Below are 19,522 nucleotides of genomic sequence, written 5' to 3' on the forward strand. Positions count from 1 at the left end.
CGCTCTCCGACGCGTTGTGCCGCGCGGCGTCGAACCCTGGATCGCGGCCGGTCAGTGCAGCGCGCTGGTCTCGATGATCGTGCGCAGCGTGGCTTCGTCGTTCGCGATCTCGGTGACGCGCTGCGGTGCGGCGAGCAGGGCCTTCAGCTCGTCCGACAGCGGCAGCTCGATGCCGAGCGCCTCGGTGATGGTCTCGCCGAACTTCTCCGGCTTGGCCGTCTCGAGCACGAGCATGGGCACGCCGTCCTCGAGGAACGACCCCGCCACCTTCACGCCGTCGGCGGTGTGCGGATCGATGATCGTGCCGCTCGTCTCGTGCACGGCGCGGATCGTGGCGAGCCGGTCGGCGTGCGTGCTGGTGCCGCTCACGATGCCGAAGTCGTCGGCGAAGCGCGGCAGATCCGCGGTGAAGTCGAACGCGCCGGTGCGGGCGAGGTCGTCCCATGCCTGGGCGACGCGCTGCGGGTCGCGGCCCACGAGGTCGTAGATGAAGCGCTCCAGGTTCGACGCCTTGGAGATGTCCATCGACGGGCTGGAGGTGGCGAGCGTCTGTGCGGCGCTGCGCGGACGGTAGACCCCGGTGCGGAAGAACTCGTCCAGCACGTTGTTCTCGTTCGCGGCGAGCACGAGACGGCGGATCGGCAGCCCCATGCCCCGGGCGAAGAAGCCGGAGAGGATGTTGCCGAAGTTCCCCGACGGCACCGCGAACGACACCTCGAAGCCCTCGCGCTCGGCAGAACCGAGGCCGTCGGTCGCGCGCAGCCATGCCCAGAAGTAGTAGACGACCTGCGCCGTGATGCGGGCGAGGTTGATCGAGTTGACCGCGCCGAGGTGCTGGGCGTTCTTGAAGTCGAGGTCGCCGGCGAGGTCCTTGACCAGGTTCTGGCAGTCGTCGAAGACGCCGTCGACCGCGATGTTGTGCACGTTCGCGTCCTGCAGCGAGTACATCTGCGCGCGCTGGAAGGGGCTCATCCGGCCCTGCGGCGAGAGCATGAAGACGCTGATCCGGTCCTTGCCTCGGAGGGCGTGCTCGGCGGCCGACCCGGTGTCGCCCGACGTCGCGCCCACGATGTTCAGGACGCCGCCGGTGCGCTCGAGCGCGTACTCGAGTGCCTGCCCGAGGAACTGCATCGCCATGTCCTTGAACGCGAGCGTCGGCCCCTCGGACAGCCCGACGAGGGTGATCCCGCCGCCGATCGGCCTGAGCGGCACGGGCGCCGCGAAGACCGAGGGCGAGTAGGCGGCCGCGCAGAGCGCTGCGAGGTCATCGCGGGGGATGTCGGTGGCGAACAGGCCGAGGACCTCCGTCGCGAGGGCGGCGTAGTCGAGTCCGCGCCAGGACTCGAGGGTCGCCGCGTCGACCGTCGGCAACTGTTCCGGAACGAGCAGGCCGCCGTCGACGGCGAGCCCCTCCAGCAGTGCTTCGCTGTAGGTCTTCGGCTCCCCGCCACCGCGGGTGGAGATGTACTGCACGAGCTGCTCCTCGGAAGTCGGGCGTCTCGGATCCGTCCGCACAGGCGCGGATCCGCGTCCAACGATTCTCGCAGGTTCCGTCCACCGTCATGAGACGCGTGACGTCGCGTCGGCGGGCGTTCGGCATCGGGACAGGGCACCCGACACGCCGTGCTAGCATGGCGGCATGCGCGCAGGCGGTCTGCTCCTTCTTAGCTGCCGCGACGAGTCCCGTCTCTGAGGGCCCCACTCGTCGCGGTGTTCGTGTTGGCCCGCTCCCACACTTGAAGCGACGAGAAGAGCACCCCTCATGAAGAACAACCAGCGCCCCACTGCGATGCCGGTCCACAAGTACCGGCCGTTCCACGAGCAGATCCCCGTCGATCTGCCCGACCGCACCTGGCCGTCGGCCCGCATCACGAAGGCGCCGCGCTGGTGCGCGGTCGACCTGCGCGACGGCAACCAGGCGCTCATCGACCCGATGTCGCCCGAGCGCAAGCGCGTCATGTTCGAGCTGCTCGTCGGCATGGGCTACAAGGAGATCGAGGTCGGCTTCCCGTCCGCGAGCCAGACCGACTTCGATTTCGTGCGCCAGCTCATCGAAGAGGACCTGATTCCGGACGACGTCACGATCCAGGTTCTGACCCAGTGCCGCGAGCACCTCATCGAGCGCACCTACGAGGCGATCGCCGGCGCCAAGCAGGCGATCGTGCACTTCTACAACTCCACCAGCGTGCTGCAGCGCGAAGTCGTCTTCCGCTCCGATCGCGAGGGCGTCAAGCAGATCGCGCTCGAGGGTGCGCGTCTCTGCCGCGAGTTCGAGAAGCGGATCCCCGACACTGAGGTCTACTACGAGTACTCGCCCGAGAGCTACACCGGCACCGAGCTCGAGTACGCGGTCGAGGTCTGCAACGAGGTGCTGGAGATCCTGGAGCCGAGCCCCGGCCGCAAGGTCATCATCAACCTGCCCGCCACCGTCGAGATGGCCACGCCCAACGTCTACGCCGACTCGATCGAGTGGATGAGCCGTCACCTGAACCACCGCGAGAACGTGATCCTCTCGCTGCATCCGCACAACGACCGCGGCACCGCGATTGCCGCCGCGGAGCTGGGCTACATGGCCGGAGCCGACCGCATCGAGGGATGCCTGTTCGGCAACGGGGAGCGCACCGGCAATGTCGACCTCGTCGCGCTGGGCATCAACCTGTTCACGCAGGGCATCGATCCCGAGATCGACTTCAGCGACATCGACCAGGTCAAGCGCACTGCCGAGTACTGCAACCAGCTGCCCGTGCCCGAGCGCAGCCCCTGGGCCGGCGACCTCGTCTTCACCGCGTTCAGCGGATCGCACCAGGACGCCATCAAGAAGGGCTTCGAGGCGATGGCCGCCAAGGCCGAGGCGCAGGGCGTGACGGTCGACGACATCGAGTGGGGTGTGCCCTATCTGCCGGTCGATCCCAAGGATCTGGGTCGATCCTACGAGGCGGTCATCCGGGTCAACTCGCAGTCCGGCAAGGGCGGCGTCGCCTACCTCCTGAAGACCGATCACGCGCTCGACCTGCCCCGCAAGCTGCAGATCGAGTTCTCCGGTGTCGTCCAGGGAAAGACCGACGCCGAGGGTGGCGAGGTCACCAGCGAGCAGATCTGGGAGATCTTCACCGACGAGTACCTGCCGGCGTCGGCCGACGACGCCAAGTGGGGTCGGTTCGAACTGCTGGGCACGCGGACCAACAGCGACATGTCCGGCGAGGTCACCCTCGATGTCGTGCTGCGCGACGATGAGGAGCGAGTCGAGGCCGAAGGCCGGGGCAACGGCCCTGTCGCGGCGTTCATCGAGGTGCTGCGTGAGCGCGGCTTCGAGATCTCGCTGTACGACTACGTCGAGCACACGCTCTCGACCGGCGGCGACGCCCAGGCGGCGGCCTACGTCGAGCTGCAGGTCGGAGACCAGCGCCTGTGGGGCGTCGGCATCGACGGGGACATCTCCACGGCGTCGCTCAAGGCCATCGTGTCCTGCGTGAACCGCTCCATCCGCGCGCGTCAGGCCGCCGAAGCGGACCTCGTCACCGCCTGAGCAGTCGCCCGAGAATTCTCCGCACCGGCACCCCGCGTGCGGAGGGCCTGTCCGCGGCACAACCGTCCGCGTGACTGAGCCTGCGCCCCGGTGCCCGGCAGAACATGCCGTGCCCCGGGGCGCAGTCATGTCTCACGGACGGATGATCGGGATCATCCCGGTCTCCGCGGCGACGCGTCGGCGGTACAGGGCACGCTGCTCCGGAAGCGAGAGATCGAAGACCACGGCGAGCACGCGGATGACGGCCGTCAGGACGATGCCGATGATCGCCGCGAGCACGATCCCCATCCCGAGGGCATGCGCGACCACGATGAAGGCGCAGCCCGCGCCGGCTGCGACCGCGTAGAGCGAGCCGACGTGCATGATCGACACCGGCAGGCCCATGAGCATGTCGCGGAGCACGCCTCCGCCGGCGGCGGCGCAGACGCCGATGAACACTGCGGGGACCTCGGGCAGCCCGAACGCGATCGCCTTACTCGTGCCGAACGCGCCGAACATGCCGATCACGACGGCGTCGAGGCCGACGACCACGGCGTTCAGCCGCTGGAACACCCCCGCCAGCAGCATGCCGAACAGGGCGGCGCCGCCGGCGGTGAGCAGGTACCAGTTGCTGTGCAGCGATGCGGGAGGCTGACCCAGCAGGATGTCGCGGATGAGCCCACCGCCCATTCCGATCATGATCCCGATGATGGCCACCCCGAGCAGATCCAGACGGCGTTCGCCCCGGAAGCCGCTCGCGAACATGGCGCCCTGCACGCCGCCCAGGCCCACGCCCAGCAGATCGGCCCACAGCGGGATGGTGAAGGTCGGTTCGGTCACAGCTCTATTGTCCCCGGGAGTGGGATGATCGAGGAATGCCCACATACCGAGACGAAGCGGTGATCCTGCGCACCCACAAGCTCGGTGAGGCGGACCGGATCGTCACGATGCTCTCGCGTGCGCACGGCAAGGTCAGGGCCGTGGCGAAGGGAGTGCGCCGCACCTCATCGAAGTTCGGCTCGCGTCTCGAGCCGTTCATGGTCGCGGACGTGCAGCTGTACCAGGGCAGATCGCTCGACATCGTGCAGCAGGCCGAGTCGCTCGGATCCTACGGCGCCGACATCGCCCTGCACTACGACCGCTACACGGCGGCGAACGCCATGGTCGAGACGGCCGATCGGCTGAACGACGCCGAGGCGACGCCCGAGCAGTACCTGCTGCTCGTCGGCGGGCTGCGCGCCCTCGCGCGCGGCGAACATGCCGCCCGCAGCATCTTGGACTCCTATCTGCTGCGCGTCATGGCACTGTCGGGCTGGGCGCCGTCGTTCGACGACTGCGCGCGCTGTGCGAAGCCCGGATCGCACACGGTGTTCGTCGCGCAGATGGGTGGCATCGTCTGCGACGACTGCGCTCCCGTCGGCAGTCCGCGGATCCCGGCCACCGCGCTGGATGTGCTCCGCGCGCTGATCGCGGGGGACTGGGACCGGGTCGATTCCGCCATCGTCCGCGACACCGCCGCGGCATCCGGCCTGATCGCCGCCTATGCGCAGTGGCATCTCGAGCGGGGGATCCGCTCGCTCTCGCTCCTGGAGGGAACACGTTGAGCCCCAAGCCGTACACGCACAAGGATGCGGTGCCGTATCGCCCGCTGGACTGGACCGGGGTGCAGCCGCCGGCGTTCCCCGCCGTTCCGAACCACATCGCGATCGTCATGGACGGCAACGGCCGCTGGGCCAACCGGCGGGGGCTCAACCGCATCGAGGGGCACAAGGCCGGGGAGGAGGTGCTGCTCGACGTGGTCGCCGGCGCGATCCAGGCGGGCGTCAAGCACCTCAGCGTGTACGCGTTCTCGACGGAGAACTGGGCGCGATCTCCGGAGGAGGTGCGCTTCCTCATGGGCTACAACCGCGATGTGCTGCACCGCCGCCGCGATCAGCTCAACGAGTGGGGCGTGCGGATCCGCTGGGCGGGGCGCAGGCCGCGCCTGTGGGGCTCCGTCATCAAGGAGCTGGAGTACGCGTCCGAGCTGACCCGCGGCAACGGCACCCTCACCCTCACCATGTGCATCAACTACGGCGGCCGCGTGGAGCTCGTGGACGCGATGCGCGCGATCGCCGAGGACGTGAAGGCCGGGAGGATGCGTCCGAGCGCGATCACCGAGAAGGCGATCCGCCGGCACTTGTACATCCCGGACATGCCGGACGTGGATCTGTTCCTGCGCAGCTCGGGGGAGCAGCGCACGTCGAACTTCCTGCTGTGGCAGTCGGCCTACGCCGAGATGGTGTTCCTCGACACGCTGTGGCCGGACTTCTCCCGCGAGGAGCTGTGGCGCGCGATCGGGATCTACCTCTCCCGCGACCGTCGGTTCGGCGGCGCCGTGGACACGCCCGATGAGGTCGTCTCCGGTCGGTGAACCGGGGAGGCGAGCGCCGTCGCGAACCGTGCTCAGTCGGGATCCGGTAGAATGGACCCCGCGAAGGGGAGTATTCCGACTTCACGCGATCGTCATCACGAGGCCCGCCGCCGGGCCTCCGGGCGCGTGACCGCTGATCTGCGGGGAAGAGACTTTCGGCCGTTGACCGACCCCCTCGAAAGGCCCCTGTGGACGTTCCCGTCTGGTTCGAAGTCGTCTCGCTCGCCGTCCTGCTGCTGATCCTGATCGGCGACCTGCTGATCGTGCGCTGGCGCCCGCACATCCCCTCGACCAAGGAGTCCACGCTCTGGGTGGTGTTCTACGTCGCCTTGGCGCTCGGATTCGCGGGCCTCCTGCTCGCCGTGGCCGGCGGCCAGCACGCGGGGGAGTTCCTCACCGGCTGGGCGCTGGAGTACAGCCTCTCGATCGACAACCTCTTCGTGTTCGTGCTGATCATGGCGCAGTTCTCGGTGCCGCGGAAGCTGCAGCAGGAGGTGCTGATGGTGGGCATCATCATCGCGCTCGTGCTGCGCGGCATCTTCATCCTGCTCGGCGTCACGATCATCGAGAACTTCGCCCCGGTGTTCTACCTCTTCGGCGCGTTCCTCATCTGGACCGCGATCCGTCAGGCGATGCCGGAGAAGGAGCAGGAGGACGAGACGGCTGCGAAGGAGGGCTTCGCCGTGCGCCTGGTGCGCCGACTCGTGCCCGTCAGCGATGAGTTCGACGGTCCGAAGCTGCGCACCACGGTCGACGGCAAGAAGATCTGGACCCCGATGATCATCGTGTTCGTCACGATCGGCGTGACGGATCTGATGTTCGCGATCGACTCGATCCCGGCGATCTTCAGCATCACGCAGAACAGCTTCCTGGTGTTCACGGCGAACATCTTCGCCTTGATGGGGCTGCGCCAGCTCTACTTCCTGCTCGGGGACCTCCTCGACCGGCTGCGCTACCTGCACTACGGCATCGCCGTGATCCTCGCGTTCATCGGTGTGAAGCTCGTGCTGCACGCAATGCACGAGAACAGCGTCCCGTTCATCAACGGCGGCAAGCCCATCGAATGGGCGCCCGATGTGCCGATCTGGCTGTCGCTTACCGTGATCGTGGCCGCCATGCTCGGCGCCACCGGGGCGAGCCTCATCGCCTCCGGTCGCGAGAAGCGCCGGGAGCGCGCCCTCGCGGAGTGAGCCGAGGGCGGCTCAGTCGAGGGAGGGCTCAGCCGAGCGGCCATTGGGCCGGCCACCGTCGATCACGACGCGGGTCGCAATGGGGCGCGGCCTCACCGATCGGCGGCAGCAGTCGGCTCAGGAGAGCCGAAGCGCACCGTCGCCAGCACGACACCCGCCGCTACGACCACGGCGGACGTCGCGGCGAAGAACATCGGCAGCCCGGCGGTATCGGCGACGAGACCGACGCCCGCGTAGGCGAGCGGGCTGAGCCCGAATGTGAGCAGGGTCAGCACCGCCGTCACCCGACCGAGGAGGGCCGGCGGGGTCGAGCGCTGCACCTGTCCCTGGCACAGCACCATCGTGGTGCCGCTGGTGACGCCCAGTCCGGCGCCGGAGAGGATGGCGGTCCCGACGTCGGCAGCCCCGCCGAAGAAGAGCAGCAGCCCGGCGGTCGCCGCCACGGAGACGAGCACGACGGCACGTCCGCCCGTCCGCCGCATCGTGGACATGGCCAGGCTCGTGACGAGAGCGCCGACGCTGAATCCTGCCAGGATCACTCCGGCGATGCCCGCCGGCCATTCGCGATCATTGACCATCAACACGATCGCCGCGGCCACGGGCCCGGCAAATGGCAGCTCCGAGAGTGCGGTACCGATCACCAGCGGGACGATCCTCAGCCGCTGGATGTCGCGCCAGCCGGCCGCACCGATCTGCGGATCGGAGTTCCGCACTGCGACGCCGGCGGATCGCGGCCGGATGCGGCGCAGCAGCAGCACGGACACGGCGAAGAGCACCGCCAGCGCCCCGAAGGCGATCTCGCCGCCGACCCCGAGCAGCACGCCGCCCGCCACAGGGCCGACGGCGTTGGCGATTCGCAGTCCGGTGATCCGCCAGCCTTGCAGTCGGGCCAGCGCCTCGGGCGGCACGAGCCGCGCCGGCATCGCCCCGACGGCAGGGAGGAAGCACGCGTCGATCATCCCGAAGATCACCGCGACGACGATCAGCCACCAGAGCTGCGAGCCGAGAGAGAACGTCAGCAGAGCAGCAGCGATCAACGTCGCAGCCCGTGCGGTATCGGTCCAGATCGCTATCCGCCGAGGGTCGACCCGATCGGCGAGCATGCCGCCCGCGAGGAGGAGCAGCAATCGGGGGATGGAGCCCGCGGCGAGGATGGCTGCAGACCCGCTCGCCCCTCCGGCTTCCGCCGCCGCCCAGGTGAGGACAAGGTAGTAGGCGACATCGCCGAGCACGGCCAGTGTGTAGGCCAGAACCCAGATGGCGCCGTCGCGAGGGAACGCTGCGCCCATCAGCGCTGCGCGTAGATCTGGAGGTTCACCTGGGTGGCCGGGGCCGTGGCGGGATCGCCGGCATCGCGATACCGGTCCACGACCGTCATGAGCTCGGCCAGGAGCGCGCGGCGTCCCGGGCCGTCGAGCGGGAGACGAAGGTCGACGAAGGCGGCTTCGGACAGCCAGGTCCGATCCGCGTCGGGTACGGCGGCTGCGACTCGGTGCAGCTCCTCTGCGGCCGACAGCACGACGGACTGGACGTACTGCCGGGCCGCGGCGTCATCGTCGTGCACAGAGGGATCGAACTGGGACATGTCGTCGACGGCGCGCCACCACCGCTCTCGGCGGGTGCCGAGTTCCGGATCCTCTCGGATGAGGCGCCCTGCCTCGAGCCGGCGGAGGTGGTAGCTGGCGGCTCCCGAGTCGAGCTCGAACTCACGCCCGAGAGCTCGCGAGGTCGCGGGACCGTGATCCCGCAGCCGGCGCAGGAAGGCCAGTCGCACGGGGTGCGACAGCACGCGAAGTTGGGCAGTGGTGAGTTCCTCGGCGAGCATGCGGCCACAGTAATGATGCGAAGAGTTATTCGCAACATGACGATCCGATCGCGGAGAATGCTGTGCATCATCGTGGCAGCGCGCCTGGTCCGAGCGGCGAAGCGGTCAGGGTGGGTGGGAAACACCCACCCTGACCGGGGGTAAACTCGTGGCCATGCAGGCGGTGCAGCTTCTCCTTAGCAGCCGCGGCGAGACCTCGATCTAGGCCTCTCTCGCCGCGGAGTCGCGCCCTGCTCTTCAGGGGACGGCCGCACCACTACCCAGGAGAAGCAACGCATGAACGACGCATCCCCCCGACCCCGCACGCTGGCCGAGAAGGTCTGGGACGACCACCTCGTGGTGAAGGGCGAGAACGGCGAGCCCGACCTCATCTACATCGACCTCCACCTCGTGCACGAGGTCACCAGCCCGCAGGCCTTCGACGGTCTGCGCAGCGAAGGGCGCCCGCTGCGACGCCTCGATCTGACGATCGCCACCGAGGATCACAACACCCCGACCCTCGCCATCGACAAGCCCATCGCCGATCTCACGAGCCGCACCCAGATCGAGACGCTGCGCCGCAACGCCGCAGAGTTCGGTGTGCGGCTGCACTCGCTGGGCGACGCCGAGCAGGGGATCGTGCACGTCGTCGGCCCGCAGCTCGGCCTGACCATGCCCGGCATCACCGTCGTCTGCGGCGACTCGCACACGTCCACCCACGGCGCGTTCGGCGCCATGGCCTTCGGCATCGGCACGAGCGAGGTCGAGCATGTCATGGCCACGCAGACGCTGCCGCTGAAGCCGTTCAAGACCATGGCGATCACCGTCGAGGGCACGCTGCGCCCCGGTGTCACGGCGAAGGACATCATCCTCGCAGTGATCGCGAAGATCGGCACCGGCGGCGGGCAGGGCTACGTGCTCGAGTACCGCGGCAGTGCCATCCGCGCCCTCTCGATGGAGGGTCGGATGACGATCTGCAACATGTCGATCGAAGCCGGCGCGCGGGCGGGCATGGTCGCGCCGGACGAGACCACCTTCGCGTATGTGCAGGGCAAGCCCCACGCGCCGCAGGGGCAGGACTGGGACGACGCCGTCGCCTACTGGAAGACGCTGCCGACCGACGAGGGCGCGACGTTCGACGCCGAGGTGTTCATCGATGCGGATGAGCTGGAGCCGTTCGTGACGTGGGGCACCAACCCCGGCCAGGGCAGCTCGCTGTCCTCCACGGTCCCGGATCCGGCCCGGATCGCCGACCCGAACGAACGCAGCGCCGCCGAGCGGGCTCTCGAGTACATGGACCTGACTCCCGGCACTCCGTTGAAGGAGGTGAAGGTCGACGCGGTCTTCATGGGCTCCTGCACGAACAGCCGGATCGAGGATCTACGCGCCTTCGCGTCGGTCATCAAGGGCAAGACGAAGGCCGATGGCGTGCGCGTCATGGTCGTCCCCGGATCCGCCCGGGTGCGCCTGGAGGCGGAGGCCGAAGGGCTCGACAAGGTCTTCACCGACTTCGGTGCCGAGTGGCGGTTCGCCGGCTGCTCGATGTGCCTGGGCATGAATCCCGACCAGCTGGCTCCGGGGGAGCGCTGCGCGTCGACCTCGAACCGCAACTTCGAGGGCCGCCAGGGCAAGGGCGGTCGCACGCACCTCGTCTCGCCCCTCGTCGCCGCCGCCACCGCCGTGCGCGGCACCCTGTCCAGCCCGAGCGATCTGGAGGCCTGATCGTGGAGAAGTTCACTACCCATACGGGTGTCGCGGCGCCCCTGAAGCGCTCCAACGTCGACACGGACCAGATCATCCCGGCGGTGTTCCTCAAGCGGGTCACCAAGACCGGCTTCGAGGACGCGCTCTTCCACGCCTGGCGTCAGGACCCCGAGTTCGTGCTCAACCAGGACGCCTTCCGGAACGCGTCCGTGCTCGTGGCGGGTCCCGACTTCGGCACCGGATCCAGTCGCGAGCACGCGGTCTGGGCCTTGCGCGACTACGGCTTCGCCGTCGTGCTGAGCCCCCGCTTCGCCGACATCTTCCGCGGGAACTCTGGCAAGCAGGGCCTGCTCGCCGCGACCGTCGACGAGGCCGACATCGAGCGGATCTGGGCCCTGATCGACGAGGATCCCGGCCGGGAGATCACCGTCGACCTGGAGGCGCGCACCGCCACGATCGGCGACTTCCAGACCTCCATCGGGATCGACGATTACACTAGATGGCGGCTCCTCGAAGGGCTCGATGACATCGGGCTTACGCTGCGCAACGAAGACAAGATCGCGCAGTTCGAGGCCCGTCGCGAGTCGTGGCGGCCACGTACGCTTCCTGTTCTCTGAATCGGACGCGGCCGTGAGCCTAGGGCATCCGCCCGGCGGCTCCGGCCGCGCCCGTTCCACAAGAAGAGGCCCTGAATGACGACACCGCTGCACGAGACCACGCTCGCTTCGAAGCCTTCGGGCGATGTCCTGGCAATCCGCGGCGGACGGCCACTGCACGGCCGGGTGGACGTGAAGGGCGCGAAGAACCTCGCGACCAAGGCGATGGTGGCGACCCTCCTCGGGGAGACCGCGAGCACGCTCCGCGACGTCCCCGACCTCAGCGACGTCGCCGTGGTGCGCTCGCTGCTCGAAGTGCACGGCGTGCGGGTCACCGAGGGCGACGAGCCCGGGGCGCTGATCTTCGACCCGAGCGAGGTCGAGTCCGCGCACTTCGAGGAGATCGACGCCCACGCGGGTGCCTCGCGCATCCCGATCCTGTTCTGCGGCCCTCTGCTGCACCGGCTGGGACAGGCCTTCATCCCGGACCTCGGCGGCTGCCGCATCGGCGACCGCCCGATCGACTTCCACCTCGACGCGCTGCGCAAGTTCGGCGCGACCGTCGAGAAGCTGCCCAGCGGCATCCGGCTGTCCACGGGCGGCAGCCGCCTGCACGGCGCCAACATCCACCTGCCGTACCCGAGCGTCGGTGCGACCGAGCAGGTCCTCCTGACCGCGGTACGGGCCGAAGGCACGACCGAGCTGCGCAACGCGGCCATCGAGCCCGAGATCATGGATCTCATCGCGGTGCTGCAGAAGATGGGCGCGATCATCTCCTACGAGCCCAACCGCGTGATCCTCATCGAGGGAGTGGAGAAGCTGCGCGGTTACGACCACCGTTCGATCTTCGACCGCAACGAGGCCGCGTCCTGGGCCTCGGCGGCGCTCGCGACCGACGGCGAGATCTTCGTCGGCGGCGCCAAGCAGCAGGAGATGCTGACGTTCCTCAACGTGTTCCGCAAGGCGGGCGGCTGGTTCGACGTGCGCGAGGACGGGATCCTGTTCCGCCGCGACGGCGAGCTCAAGCCGGTGATCGTCGAGACCGACGTGCACCCGGGCTTCATGACCGACTGGCAGCAGCCGCTCGTTGTCGCGCTCACGCAGGCGCGCGGCCGTTCGGTGGTGCACGAGACCGTGTACGAGAACCGGATGGGCTTCACCGGCGCGCTGATCAAGATGGGCGCGGACATCGTCGTGCACCCGCACGGCCTGCAGGACGGCCCGCGTCGTGTGGCGCGTCGCGACCTCGAGCAGGCCGCGGTCATCACGGGCCCGACGCCGCTGCACGGCGCGGACATCGTGGTGCCCGACCTGCGCGGCGGCTACAGCCACGTCATCGCCGCGCTCACCGCGACCGGCGAGTCGAGGGTCTCCGGCGTCGACATCCTCAGCCGCGGCTACGAGAAGTTCCTCGACAAGCTCACCGCGCTCGGCGCCGACTTCGACGTGATCGGCTGAGATGCGCGCGACCGCCGAGAAGACCCGCCCGAGCCTGTTCTGGTTCCTGGCGGTCTTCGTGGTGCCGTTCGTCTCGTTCCTGGCGAAGATCCGGATCCGCGGCGCGGAGAAGCTGCCTCGCGCTGGCGCTTTCGTGCTGGCGCCGAACCACTACTCCGAGTTCGACCCGCTGATCGTCGCCGTCGCCGTGTGGCGGCTCGGCCGCGCGCCGCGCTTCATGGCGAAGGAGAGCCTGTTCCGCGTCCCCGTCCTGGGCTGGGCGCTGCGCGGCACGGGGATGATCCCGGTCGCCCGGGCCTCATCCGCCGCTGCGGCGAAGCAGACCCTGGTGCAGTCCGAGGAGCTCGTGGAGCACGGGCGCGGAGTCATCGTCTACCCGGAGGGCACCCTCACCCGGGATCCGGAGCTCTGGCCGATGCGCGGCAAGACGGGTGCCGTCCGCCTCGCCCTCGCCGGACGGATCCCGCTGATCCCGATGGCGCAGTGGGGCACCCAGAACATCATGGGCCGCTATCAGAAGGGGCTCAGCCTCTGGCCGCCGCGCAAGAAGGTCGACGTGCTGATCGGGGATCCGGTCGATCTCTCCGACCTCTACGGTCGAGGAGGGGAGCGCGCCGCGCTGGTGGAGGCGAACGACCGCCTCATGGCCGCTGTCACGGCGCTCCTGGAGGAGCTCCGCGGCGAGAAGGCTCCCGCCGAGCGCTGGAACCCGGCCGAACACGGCCAGAAGGAGACGGGGCGTCTTGACTCCTAGGAACGCGGCCCCGCGCACCGCCTCGGTCCCGCTCGGCCCCCGCGTCACCGTGATCGGTGCCGGGAGCTGGGGCACGACCTTCGGCAAGATCCTGGCCGACGGCGGAGCACAGGTGACGATGTGGGCGCGCCGGCAGGAGCTGGCGCACGAGATCGCCGAGGCCAAGCGCAACTCGCAGTACCTGTCCGGCATCAACCTGCCACGCTCGATGACGGCCACGCATCACCTGGCCGAGGCGATCCAAGGCGCCGAGCAGGTGTACCTGTCGGTGCCCAGCCAGACGCTGCGGGAGAACCTCAAGGCGCTGCGCCCGCTGCTGCAGAACTCGGACATTCCCGTGGTCAGCCTCATGAAGGGCGTCGAGAAGCGCACCGGACTGCGGATGAGCCAGGTCATCGAGCAGGAGCTGCGCTGCGACCCCGACCGGATCGCCGTGGCGAGCGGACCGAACCTGGCGCTCGAGATCGCTCGTGAGCAGCCCACAGCCGCCGTCATCGCCTCCACCAGCCAGGAGACGGCCGACATCGTGGCGCGGACGGCGCGCAACCGCTACTTCCGCAGCTTCGTGAACACCGACGTGATCGGCACGGAGTTCGGCGGCGTGCTGAAGAATCTGATCGCGGTCGCCATCGGCATCGTCGACGGCGTCGGCTACGGCGAGAACACCAAGGCGTCGATCATCACCCGCGGCCTGGTCGAGATGACCGACTTCGCCGTGGCGAACGGCGCACAGCCGGGGACCCTGCAGGGTCTGGCCGGCCTCGGCGACCTGATCGCGACATGCCAGTCGCCGCTCAGCCGCAACAACACGGCCGGGCGTCTGCTCGGTCAGGGATACAGCTTCCAGGACGTGGTCAAGCAGATGCAGCAGACAGCCGAGGGACTCGCGTCCGTCGCGCCGATCCTGCAGCTGGCCCGCGCCGCCGGCGTGGAGATGCCGATCGTCGAGCAGGTGAAGATGGTGCTGGACGGCGCCATGGATCCGCGCGACATCGCCCCCCATCTGACCACCGACGACGACACCCCGCAGGGGGAAGGGACGGGCAATGGACAAGCAGACGGTGGTGGTGCTCTTCGGAGGGCGCTCCAGCGAGCACTCGATCAGCTCCGCCACGGCGGGAGGGGTGCTGCGCGCCCTTGATCGGGAGCGCTACGACGTCATCCCCGTCGGGATCACTCGCGCCGGCGCGTTCGTGCTCGAAGACGACGAGCCGGAGAAGTTCCCGCTCGACGCGGCGCACCTGCCCGAGGTCGTGGACAACGGCACGCGGATCCAGTGGCCGGAGCCGGGCGGGATCCGCACGCTGCGCGTGACGCGCGCGGACGGATCGACCGAGGATCTCGGCCCGATCGACGTGGTGCTGCCGCTGCTGCACGGACCGCACGGCGAGGACGGCACGCTGCAGGGCTACTTCGACACCCTCGAGGTCCCGTATGCCGGAGGCGGAGTGCTGGATTCCGCGCTGTGCATGGACAAGCACTTCATGAAGGTCGCGCTGCAGGCCGCCGGCATCGACGTGGCGCCCTGGATCACCGTGCGCGCGCGGGAATGGGCGCAGGATCCGGACGGCGTGCGCGCTGCCGCGGCCGGGCTCGGATCGCCGCTCTTCGTGAAGCCGGCCCGCGCGGGGTCGAGCGTCGGCGTCTCGAAGGTGACCGACCCGGCCGAGTTCGACGAGGCGATGCGGATCGCTCTCGCCGAGGACGACAAGGTGCTCGTGGAGACCGGGGTCGTCGGCCGCGAGATCGAGGTGGCGATCCTCGAGGGCGTGGAAGGGCCGCGTGCTTCCGTGCCGGGCGAGATCGTGCTGACGTCCCGGGGCTTCTACGATTTCGAGGGCAAGTACCTCGGCGGCGACGGTGTGGACGTGGTCTGCCCGGCCGAGCTGGGGGAGGCCGAGGTCGTCGCGATCCAGGACGCCGGCATCAAGGCGTTCGAGGCGGTCGACGGACGCGGTCTCGCGCGCGTCGACATGTTCCTCACGGCCGACGGCACCCTCGTCGTGAACGAGCTGAACACGATGCCCGGCTTCACGCCGATCTCGATGTTCCCGAAGTGCTGGGTCGCCTCGGGGCTCAGCTACCGCGATCTCATCACCGAGCTGATCGAGGCGGGGCTGCGCCGCTGAGCCGCCTCTTGCGCGCCCCTCGGCGCAGCGGCATCCTGGCGTTCTGCCATGCCCGCGCCGAGGGGAGGATGCGATGGACATCATCGCGCTGACCGCCTTCCTCGCCGTGGTCCGCCATCGGCATTTCGGACACGCCGCGGCCGAGCTCGGGGTGTCGATCTCGGCGGTCACCAAACGGGTTCAGCGGCTGGAGGCCGACCTCGGGATCCCGCTGATCGAGCGGGACTCCGGAGGCGTCATCGGGCTCACCGCCGCGGGGCGCCGGTTCCTCCAGTTCGCGCCCCGGGTGCTGGAAGCCGCTCAGGCCGCTCAGCTGGCGGCGGTCGCGGAGCCCGCGGAGCGGTTGCGCGTGGCGTTCCCCGCCGGAGTGGACGCGGTCGCTCCACTCATGCCGGCCGCGCTCGCAACGCTCGAGCTCGCGCTCTCGCACGCCCATCCGGGGGTCGGGGTCGTTCTCGTGCCGACCGCATTCGATCGGCTCGATCCGGACCTGACCGCCGGCGCGGTGGACGCCGTGCTCACGTTCGGTGTCGCGGAGGCCGCCGGGGTGACCTCCACCCGGCTCGGAGAGCTGCGGCGCGTCGGCCTCATCCCTACCGGGCATCCCTATACGCATCGGCGCCGCGTTCCCGTCGCCGAGTTCGCGCAGCAGCCGCTGCTGTACTCGCCGGAGCTCCCGCCGAGCTACATGGATCCGTTCGTCCTCGCCGACGTCCGACCGCTCGCCGAAGCCTCGCTGGTCCGGCTGCCGGCGTCGCGGACATCGGACGTCGCCGGGCAGCTGCTCGTGGGGCCCGGGATCACGGTGGTTCCGGCGGCCCTGGCAGCGGCGCTTCCGCCCGCGTTGACCTGGGTCGAGCTCGACGGCGTTCCGGCGTGCTGGTACTACATGCACCATCGCTCGGCGGACGTCAGACCCGAGCTGCTGGCGATGATCGCGCTTTTCGCGGACTTCACCGAGGCGATCACCCGCGCGGCGCCGTCCGCGCGGCACTGAGCCGATCGGATCAGTCGCCTCCGTTTCCGCGGAGGAAACGATCCGACGGGAGACCCGCTTCCCTGGTAGAACGTCAGCATGATCCGACCGCGATGCGCGGTGCGGCGTCGTGGGGCGCGAGAAGGAGCGGTCATGGGCGCGACGATGCGAACACGGGTGGTGCTGCCGATCGTGGTCGGCGCCGTCGGCGGGCTCGCGTGGGCGGCATCGATGCGCGGCATGATGGCGCAGCTCGCAGGCTTCGAGTCGGAGTTCCACTGGCTGGGAACGTTCGGCTTCATCCTCGTGCCGGGGACGATCATGGGAGCCCTGTTCGGCTGGGCGTTCGCCCGCCGGATCGCCGGCGAACGCCGCGGGGCCGTGTGGCTGGTGTTCGCGCCGTTCGCGATGCTCGCGGATCCGGCGACGCTCCCGCTGCTCGCCGCCTTCGTCGGCGCGGGCTTCCTGTTCTCACGCCGCAGCCGGCGCGGGTTGCGGCTGCTCGCGGGGCTCCCCTCGCTGACTCTGCTCGTGGGCGTGCCGATCGGCGTCGCCGTCGTCTCCGACGTGACGACGCCGCACGGGGCATGGCTGACCGTCCTGCTCGGCGCCCTCATCTGGGTGCCGGCGCTCGTCGAGATCGTCCTGCAGAGTCCCCGAGGAGCAGAGCGACCTGAAGCGGATCCGGAGCGGTCGAACGCGGCGGCCGTTCGGGCCGCGCGCGGCTCGGGCGTCTGAGCCGGTCGGAGCGAACGTGCGTCAGCCTGCCTTGTTCGGCGTCGGCGTCGGTGTGGCCGTGTCGGCGCCCGGGCGGTCGGTGCAGGCATGCGTGGCGGGGATCGTCGCGATCGCCGCGGCGAGGCTCTTGTTTCCGATCACATCGTTGGCGCTGACGCCCTTGTTCGGCTCATCGGGCTTGCTGTTGATGTAGAGCTGCACGGCGGGCTTCCGCCCGTAGGTGGTGAGCGTCAGATACGGGCTCTTCGAGTCGTCCACGAGCCAGTCGATGCCCTGCAGGGAGATGCACTGCAGGGCACTGGTCGGCTCCGCCTCCGGCAGACCGCAGGTGAGCAGCACCACGGAGGGGTCTCCCCAGGCCGCCGTCGCCTGCGCGTCCGTCCAGCGCCGGTCGTGCCCGTCGATCGACGGGACGTTGCTCAACCGCACCGAGACATCTGCGCAGCGCGGGTCGTTCGCATCGTCGGCGGGATTCAGATGCACCGTCGAACTGCACCCGGCCAGCAGCGCCGTCCCGAGCACGAGGACAGTGGCGACGGAGAGACGGCGGGGCATCCCTCCAGGCTACCGTTGAGAGCATGGTGGACCTTTCAGCTCCCGGATCCGTCCCGACCGCGGGGGCTCCGGCATCCGACGATCCGATGATCGGCGAAGTGAGCGAGGGGCGCGTGCTGCGCACGATCCTGGCGCGGACGCCCGCGGGGCGCGATGCGCTGCTGGGGCCGGGCGACGACGCCGCGGTGATCGCCGCGCCCTCCGGATCGGTCGTCGCGACCACCGACACCCTCGTGGAGGGGCCGGACTTCCGCGCGGCGTGGTCGAGCGGCTACGACCTGGGCTGGAAGTCGGCGGCCGTGAACCTCGCTGACGTCGCAGCGATGGGCGCGCGCCCGACGGCGCTGCTCGTGGCCCTCGCGGTGCCGAAGGACCGACGGCTCTCCTTCGTGGCGGCGCTCGCCGACGGCTTCCGCGATGCCTGCGCCGCACTCGCCCCGGGGTGCGCGGTCGTCGGCGGTGATCTGACCGTGTCGGCGACCTTGATGGTCGCCGTGACGGCGCTCGGCGACCTGGAAGGTCGCCCTGCCGTCACCCGGGCCGGTGCTCGCGTGGGCGACGAGGTCGCGATCGCCGGGGAGATGGGTCTCGCCGGACACGGCCTCTCCGTGCTGTTCCGGCGCTTCCACCGCGACGGGGCGGCGGTGCCCGTGGTCGCCGCGGCGCTGACGGAGGGCGAAGCGGACGCGATCGCCGCTCAGTTGCGCCCCGCGCCGCCGATCGGGCTCGGCCCGATCGCCGCGATCGCCGGAGCCACCGCGATGATGGACGTCTCCGACGGCCTCGCCCTCGATGCGGGCCGCATGGCGGAGGCCTCCCGAGTGACGATCGCCCTGGAACGGTCGGCCCTCGGCGCGCATCCGCATCGGGCGCTCGCGGGCGGCGAGGATCACGCCCTGCTCGCCACGTTCTCCCCGGGGATGCTCCCGCCGGGATTCCGCCCGATCGGGGCCGTGATCTCCGCCGTCCCCGACGCCCCCGTGCTGTGTGACGGCGAGCCCGTGGGCCCTCTCGGCTGGGACCCCTACCGCGACGCGGGAGCCGACGCTCCGCACTGACGGACGTTCACGAAGCGGTGGGCTCCGCCCACCACAGGACGGTGTCGCCGTAGGCCTTCTCCCGGATGAGGGCGAGGCCGGCTGTGCTGAGTTCCGGCGGCGTGGAGCGTTTCGCCCGCTCGATGACGACGACGGCGTCGGGGGAGAGGAGCGGGGTGAGCGCCACCAGGTCGGCCGTCATCTCGGCATCGGACAGGTCGTAGGGCGGGTCGGTGAAGACCAGGTCGAACGGGCCCGTGGCCCGGACGAGATACCCGTGCACGGACGACTCCTGCACGGTCGTGCTCCCCGACGTGTCTGGGCCCAGCGCCCTGGAGACCGCGGACGCGTTGCGGCGGATCACCGCAGCGGCGCCGCGTCCCCTCTCGACGAGCACCGTGCTGCGCGCGCCTCGGCTGAGTGCCTCCAGGCCCAGGGCTCCGGATCCGGCGTACAGATCGAGCACGCGTGCATCGGCGATCGCATCCATCGATTCGAGAGCCCCGAACAGCGACTCGCGCACCCGATCGCTCGTGGGCCTCGTGCCCTGCCCCGGTACTTCCAGCCGGGTGCCGCCGGCGGGTCCGGCGATGATTCTCGTCACCCGTTCACCCTATTCGCCCGAGGATCTTCGACGCACGGCGCGGATCCGCCCGCCGGTCC

At 69.7% G+C, this 19,522-nt stretch carries 19 protein-coding genes; 13 read left to right on the forward strand and 6 right to left on the reverse strand.

What is annotated here, in order from left to right:
- Positions 1 to 51: 51 nt before the first annotated feature.
- The gene (gene thrC, locus LXM50_RS01245) at positions 52 to 1,473 is read right to left on the reverse strand and encodes a threonine synthase (RefSeq protein ID WP_233309290.1); all 1,422 of its coding nucleotides are present in this window, start codon (positions 1,471 to 1,473) and stop codon (positions 52 to 54) included.
- A gap of 289 nt (positions 1,474 to 1,762) precedes the next feature.
- Between thrC and leuA the strand changes: the two genes are divergently transcribed.
- On the forward strand, positions 1,763 to 3,526 hold the full coding sequence (gene leuA / locus LXM50_RS01250) for a 2-isopropylmalate synthase (protein ID WP_233309291.1): 1,764 nt from the start codon (positions 1,763 to 1,765) through the stop codon (positions 3,524 to 3,526).
- 132 nt (positions 3,527 to 3,658) lie between these two features.
- Here the strand turns inward: leuA and LXM50_RS01255 are convergent, their stop codons facing one another.
- Positions 3,659 to 4,345 (reverse strand): trimeric intracellular cation channel family protein, encoded by a 687-nt coding sequence (locus tag LXM50_RS01255; protein WP_233309292.1) that lies wholly within the window; start codon positions 4,343 to 4,345, stop codon positions 3,659 to 3,661.
- A gap of 35 nt (positions 4,346 to 4,380) precedes the next feature.
- Between LXM50_RS01255 and recO the strand changes: the two genes are divergently transcribed.
- The 3 genes from recO to LXM50_RS01270 all read left to right on the forward strand — a co-directional run bounded on the left by recO (position 4,381) and on the right by LXM50_RS01270 (position 7,108).
- Complete coding sequence (gene recO, locus LXM50_RS01260) at positions 4,381 to 5,109, forward strand: DNA repair protein RecO (protein ID WP_233309293.1); 729 nt, start codon at positions 4,381 to 4,383, stop codon at positions 5,107 to 5,109.
- On the forward strand, positions 5,106 to 5,918 hold the full coding sequence (locus tag LXM50_RS01265) for an isoprenyl transferase (RefSeq protein WP_233309294.1): 813 nt from the start codon (positions 5,106 to 5,108) through the stop codon (positions 5,916 to 5,918). The genes recO and LXM50_RS01265 overlap by 4 nt, the downstream gene beginning before the upstream one ends.
- A 188-nt stretch (positions 5,919 to 6,106) precedes the next feature.
- On the forward strand, positions 6,107 to 7,108 hold the full coding sequence (locus LXM50_RS01270) for a TerC/Alx family metal homeostasis membrane protein (RefSeq protein ID WP_233309295.1): 1,002 nt from the start codon (positions 6,107 to 6,109) through the stop codon (positions 7,106 to 7,108).
- 92 nt (positions 7,109 to 7,200) lie between these two features.
- Here the strand turns inward: LXM50_RS01270 and LXM50_RS01275 are convergent, their stop codons facing one another.
- Both LXM50_RS01275 and LXM50_RS01280 read right to left on the reverse strand, forming a co-directional pair.
- Entirely contained in the window at positions 7,201 to 8,397 is a 1,197-nt protein-coding gene (locus LXM50_RS01275; RefSeq protein WP_233309296.1) for an MFS transporter, read from the reverse strand.
- On the reverse strand, positions 8,397 to 8,933 hold the full coding sequence (locus tag LXM50_RS01280) for a helix-turn-helix domain-containing protein (protein ID WP_233309297.1): 537 nt from the start codon (positions 8,931 to 8,933) through the stop codon (positions 8,397 to 8,399). Before LXM50_RS01280 ends, LXM50_RS01275 begins: the two co-directional genes overlap by 1 nt.
- Before the next feature lie 276 nt (positions 8,934 to 9,209).
- On the opposite strand from LXM50_RS01280, the gene leuC reads away from it, so the two are divergent.
- From leuC to LXM50_RS01320, 8 genes are all read left to right on the forward strand, one after another.
- Entirely contained in the window at positions 9,210 to 10,634 is a 1,425-nt protein-coding gene (gene leuC, locus LXM50_RS01285; RefSeq protein ID WP_233309298.1) for a 3-isopropylmalate dehydratase large subunit, read from the forward strand.
- A 2-nt stretch (positions 10,635 to 10,636) separates the two neighbouring features.
- Entirely contained in the window at positions 10,637 to 11,233 is a 597-nt protein-coding gene (gene leuD, locus LXM50_RS01290; protein WP_233309299.1) for a 3-isopropylmalate dehydratase small subunit, read from the forward strand.
- A 75-nt stretch (positions 11,234 to 11,308) separates the two neighbouring features.
- Positions 11,309 to 12,670, forward strand: a complete 1,362-nt coding sequence (gene murA, locus LXM50_RS01295; RefSeq protein ID WP_233309300.1) for a UDP-N-acetylglucosamine 1-carboxyvinyltransferase — start codon at positions 11,309 to 11,311, stop codon at positions 12,668 to 12,670.
- Between the two features lies 1 nt (position 12,671).
- On the forward strand, positions 12,672 to 13,424 hold the full coding sequence (locus LXM50_RS01300) for a 1-acyl-sn-glycerol-3-phosphate acyltransferase (protein WP_233309301.1): 753 nt from the start codon (positions 12,672 to 12,674) through the stop codon (positions 13,422 to 13,424).
- Positions 13,414 to 14,565, forward strand: coding sequence for an NAD(P)H-dependent glycerol-3-phosphate dehydrogenase (locus tag LXM50_RS01305; protein WP_233309302.1), 1,152 nt, complete (start codon positions 13,414 to 13,416; stop codon positions 14,563 to 14,565). The genes LXM50_RS01300 and LXM50_RS01305 overlap by 11 nt, the downstream gene beginning before the upstream one ends.
- Entirely contained in the window at positions 14,471 to 15,553 is a 1,083-nt protein-coding gene (locus LXM50_RS01310; RefSeq protein ID WP_233309303.1) for a D-alanine--D-alanine ligase family protein, read from the forward strand. The genes LXM50_RS01305 and LXM50_RS01310 overlap by 95 nt, the downstream gene beginning before the upstream one ends.
- A 73-nt stretch (positions 15,554 to 15,626) precedes the next feature.
- Complete coding sequence (locus LXM50_RS01315) at positions 15,627 to 16,550, forward strand: LysR family transcriptional regulator (RefSeq protein WP_233309304.1); 924 nt, start codon at positions 15,627 to 15,629, stop codon at positions 16,548 to 16,550.
- A gap of 132 nt (positions 16,551 to 16,682) precedes the next feature.
- Positions 16,683 to 17,267, forward strand: coding sequence for a hypothetical protein (locus LXM50_RS01320; RefSeq protein ID WP_233309305.1), 585 nt, complete (start codon positions 16,683 to 16,685; stop codon positions 17,265 to 17,267).
- Positions 17,268 to 17,288: 21 nt separating this feature from the next.
- On the opposite strand, the gene LXM50_RS01325 is transcribed toward LXM50_RS01320, so the two are convergent.
- Positions 17,289 to 17,822, reverse strand: coding sequence for a DUF3515 domain-containing protein (locus LXM50_RS01325; protein ID WP_233309306.1), 534 nt, complete (start codon positions 17,820 to 17,822; stop codon positions 17,289 to 17,291).
- A gap of 23 nt (positions 17,823 to 17,845) precedes the next feature.
- Between LXM50_RS01325 and thiL the strand changes: the two genes are divergently transcribed.
- Entirely contained in the window at positions 17,846 to 18,880 is a 1,035-nt protein-coding gene (thiL, locus tag LXM50_RS01330) for a thiamine-phosphate kinase (protein WP_233309307.1), read from the forward strand.
- Between the two features lie 7 nt (positions 18,881 to 18,887).
- On the opposite strand, the gene rsmD is transcribed toward thiL, so the two are convergent.
- Positions 18,888 to 19,463 carry a 16S rRNA (guanine(966)-N(2))-methyltransferase RsmD gene (gene rsmD, locus LXM50_RS01335; protein ID WP_233309308.1) on the reverse strand — a complete coding sequence of 192 codons (576 nt, stop codon included), beginning with the start codon at positions 19,461 to 19,463 and terminating at the stop codon, positions 18,888 to 18,890.
- Positions 19,464 to 19,522 lie beyond the last annotated feature (59 nt).

It is taken from the genome of Microbacterium sp. Au-Mic1 (assembly GCF_021341785.1).
In the GTDB taxonomy this organism is placed as follows: domain Bacteria; phylum Actinomycetota; class Actinomycetes; order Actinomycetales; family Microbacteriaceae; genus Microbacterium.

Bases quoted from the DNA above. Each gene is read 5' to 3' on its own strand.
- leuA (WP_233309291.1), top strand. From the start codon at position 1,763: ATGAAGAACAACCAGCGCCCCACTGCGATGCCGGTCCACAAGTACCGG.
- recO (WP_233309293.1), top strand. From the start codon at position 4,381: ATGCCCACATACCGAGACGAAGCGGTGATCCTGCGCACCCACAAGCTC.
- LXM50_RS01275 (WP_233309296.1), bottom strand. From the start codon at position 8,397: ATGGGCGCAGCGTTCCCTCGCGACGGCGCCATCTGGGTTCTGGCCTAC.
- LXM50_RS01280 (WP_233309297.1), bottom strand. From the start codon at position 8,933: ATGCTCGCCGAGGAACTCACCACTGCCCAACTTCGCGTGCTGTCGCAC.
- leuC (WP_233309298.1), top strand. From the start codon at position 9,210: ATGAACGACGCATCCCCCCGACCCCGCACGCTGGCCGAGAAGGTCTGG.
- murA (WP_233309300.1), top strand. From the start codon at position 11,309: ATGACGACACCGCTGCACGAGACCACGCTCGCTTCGAAGCCTTCGGGC.
- LXM50_RS01300 (WP_233309301.1), top strand. From the start codon at position 12,672: ATGCGCGCGACCGCCGAGAAGACCCGCCCGAGCCTGTTCTGGTTCCTG.
- LXM50_RS01310 (WP_233309303.1), top strand. From the start codon at position 14,471: ATGGACAAGCAGACGGTGGTGGTGCTCTTCGGAGGGCGCTCCAGCGAG.
- LXM50_RS01315 (WP_233309304.1), top strand. From the start codon at position 15,627: ATGGACATCATCGCGCTGACCGCCTTCCTCGCCGTGGTCCGCCATCGG.
- LXM50_RS01320 (WP_233309305.1), top strand. From the start codon at position 16,683: ATGGGCGCGACGATGCGAACACGGGTGGTGCTGCCGATCGTGGTCGGC.
- LXM50_RS01325 (WP_233309306.1), bottom strand. From the start codon at position 17,822: ATGCCCCGCCGTCTCTCCGTCGCCACTGTCCTCGTGCTCGGGACGGCG.
- thiL (WP_233309307.1), top strand. From the start codon at position 17,846: ATGGTGGACCTTTCAGCTCCCGGATCCGTCCCGACCGCGGGGGCTCCG.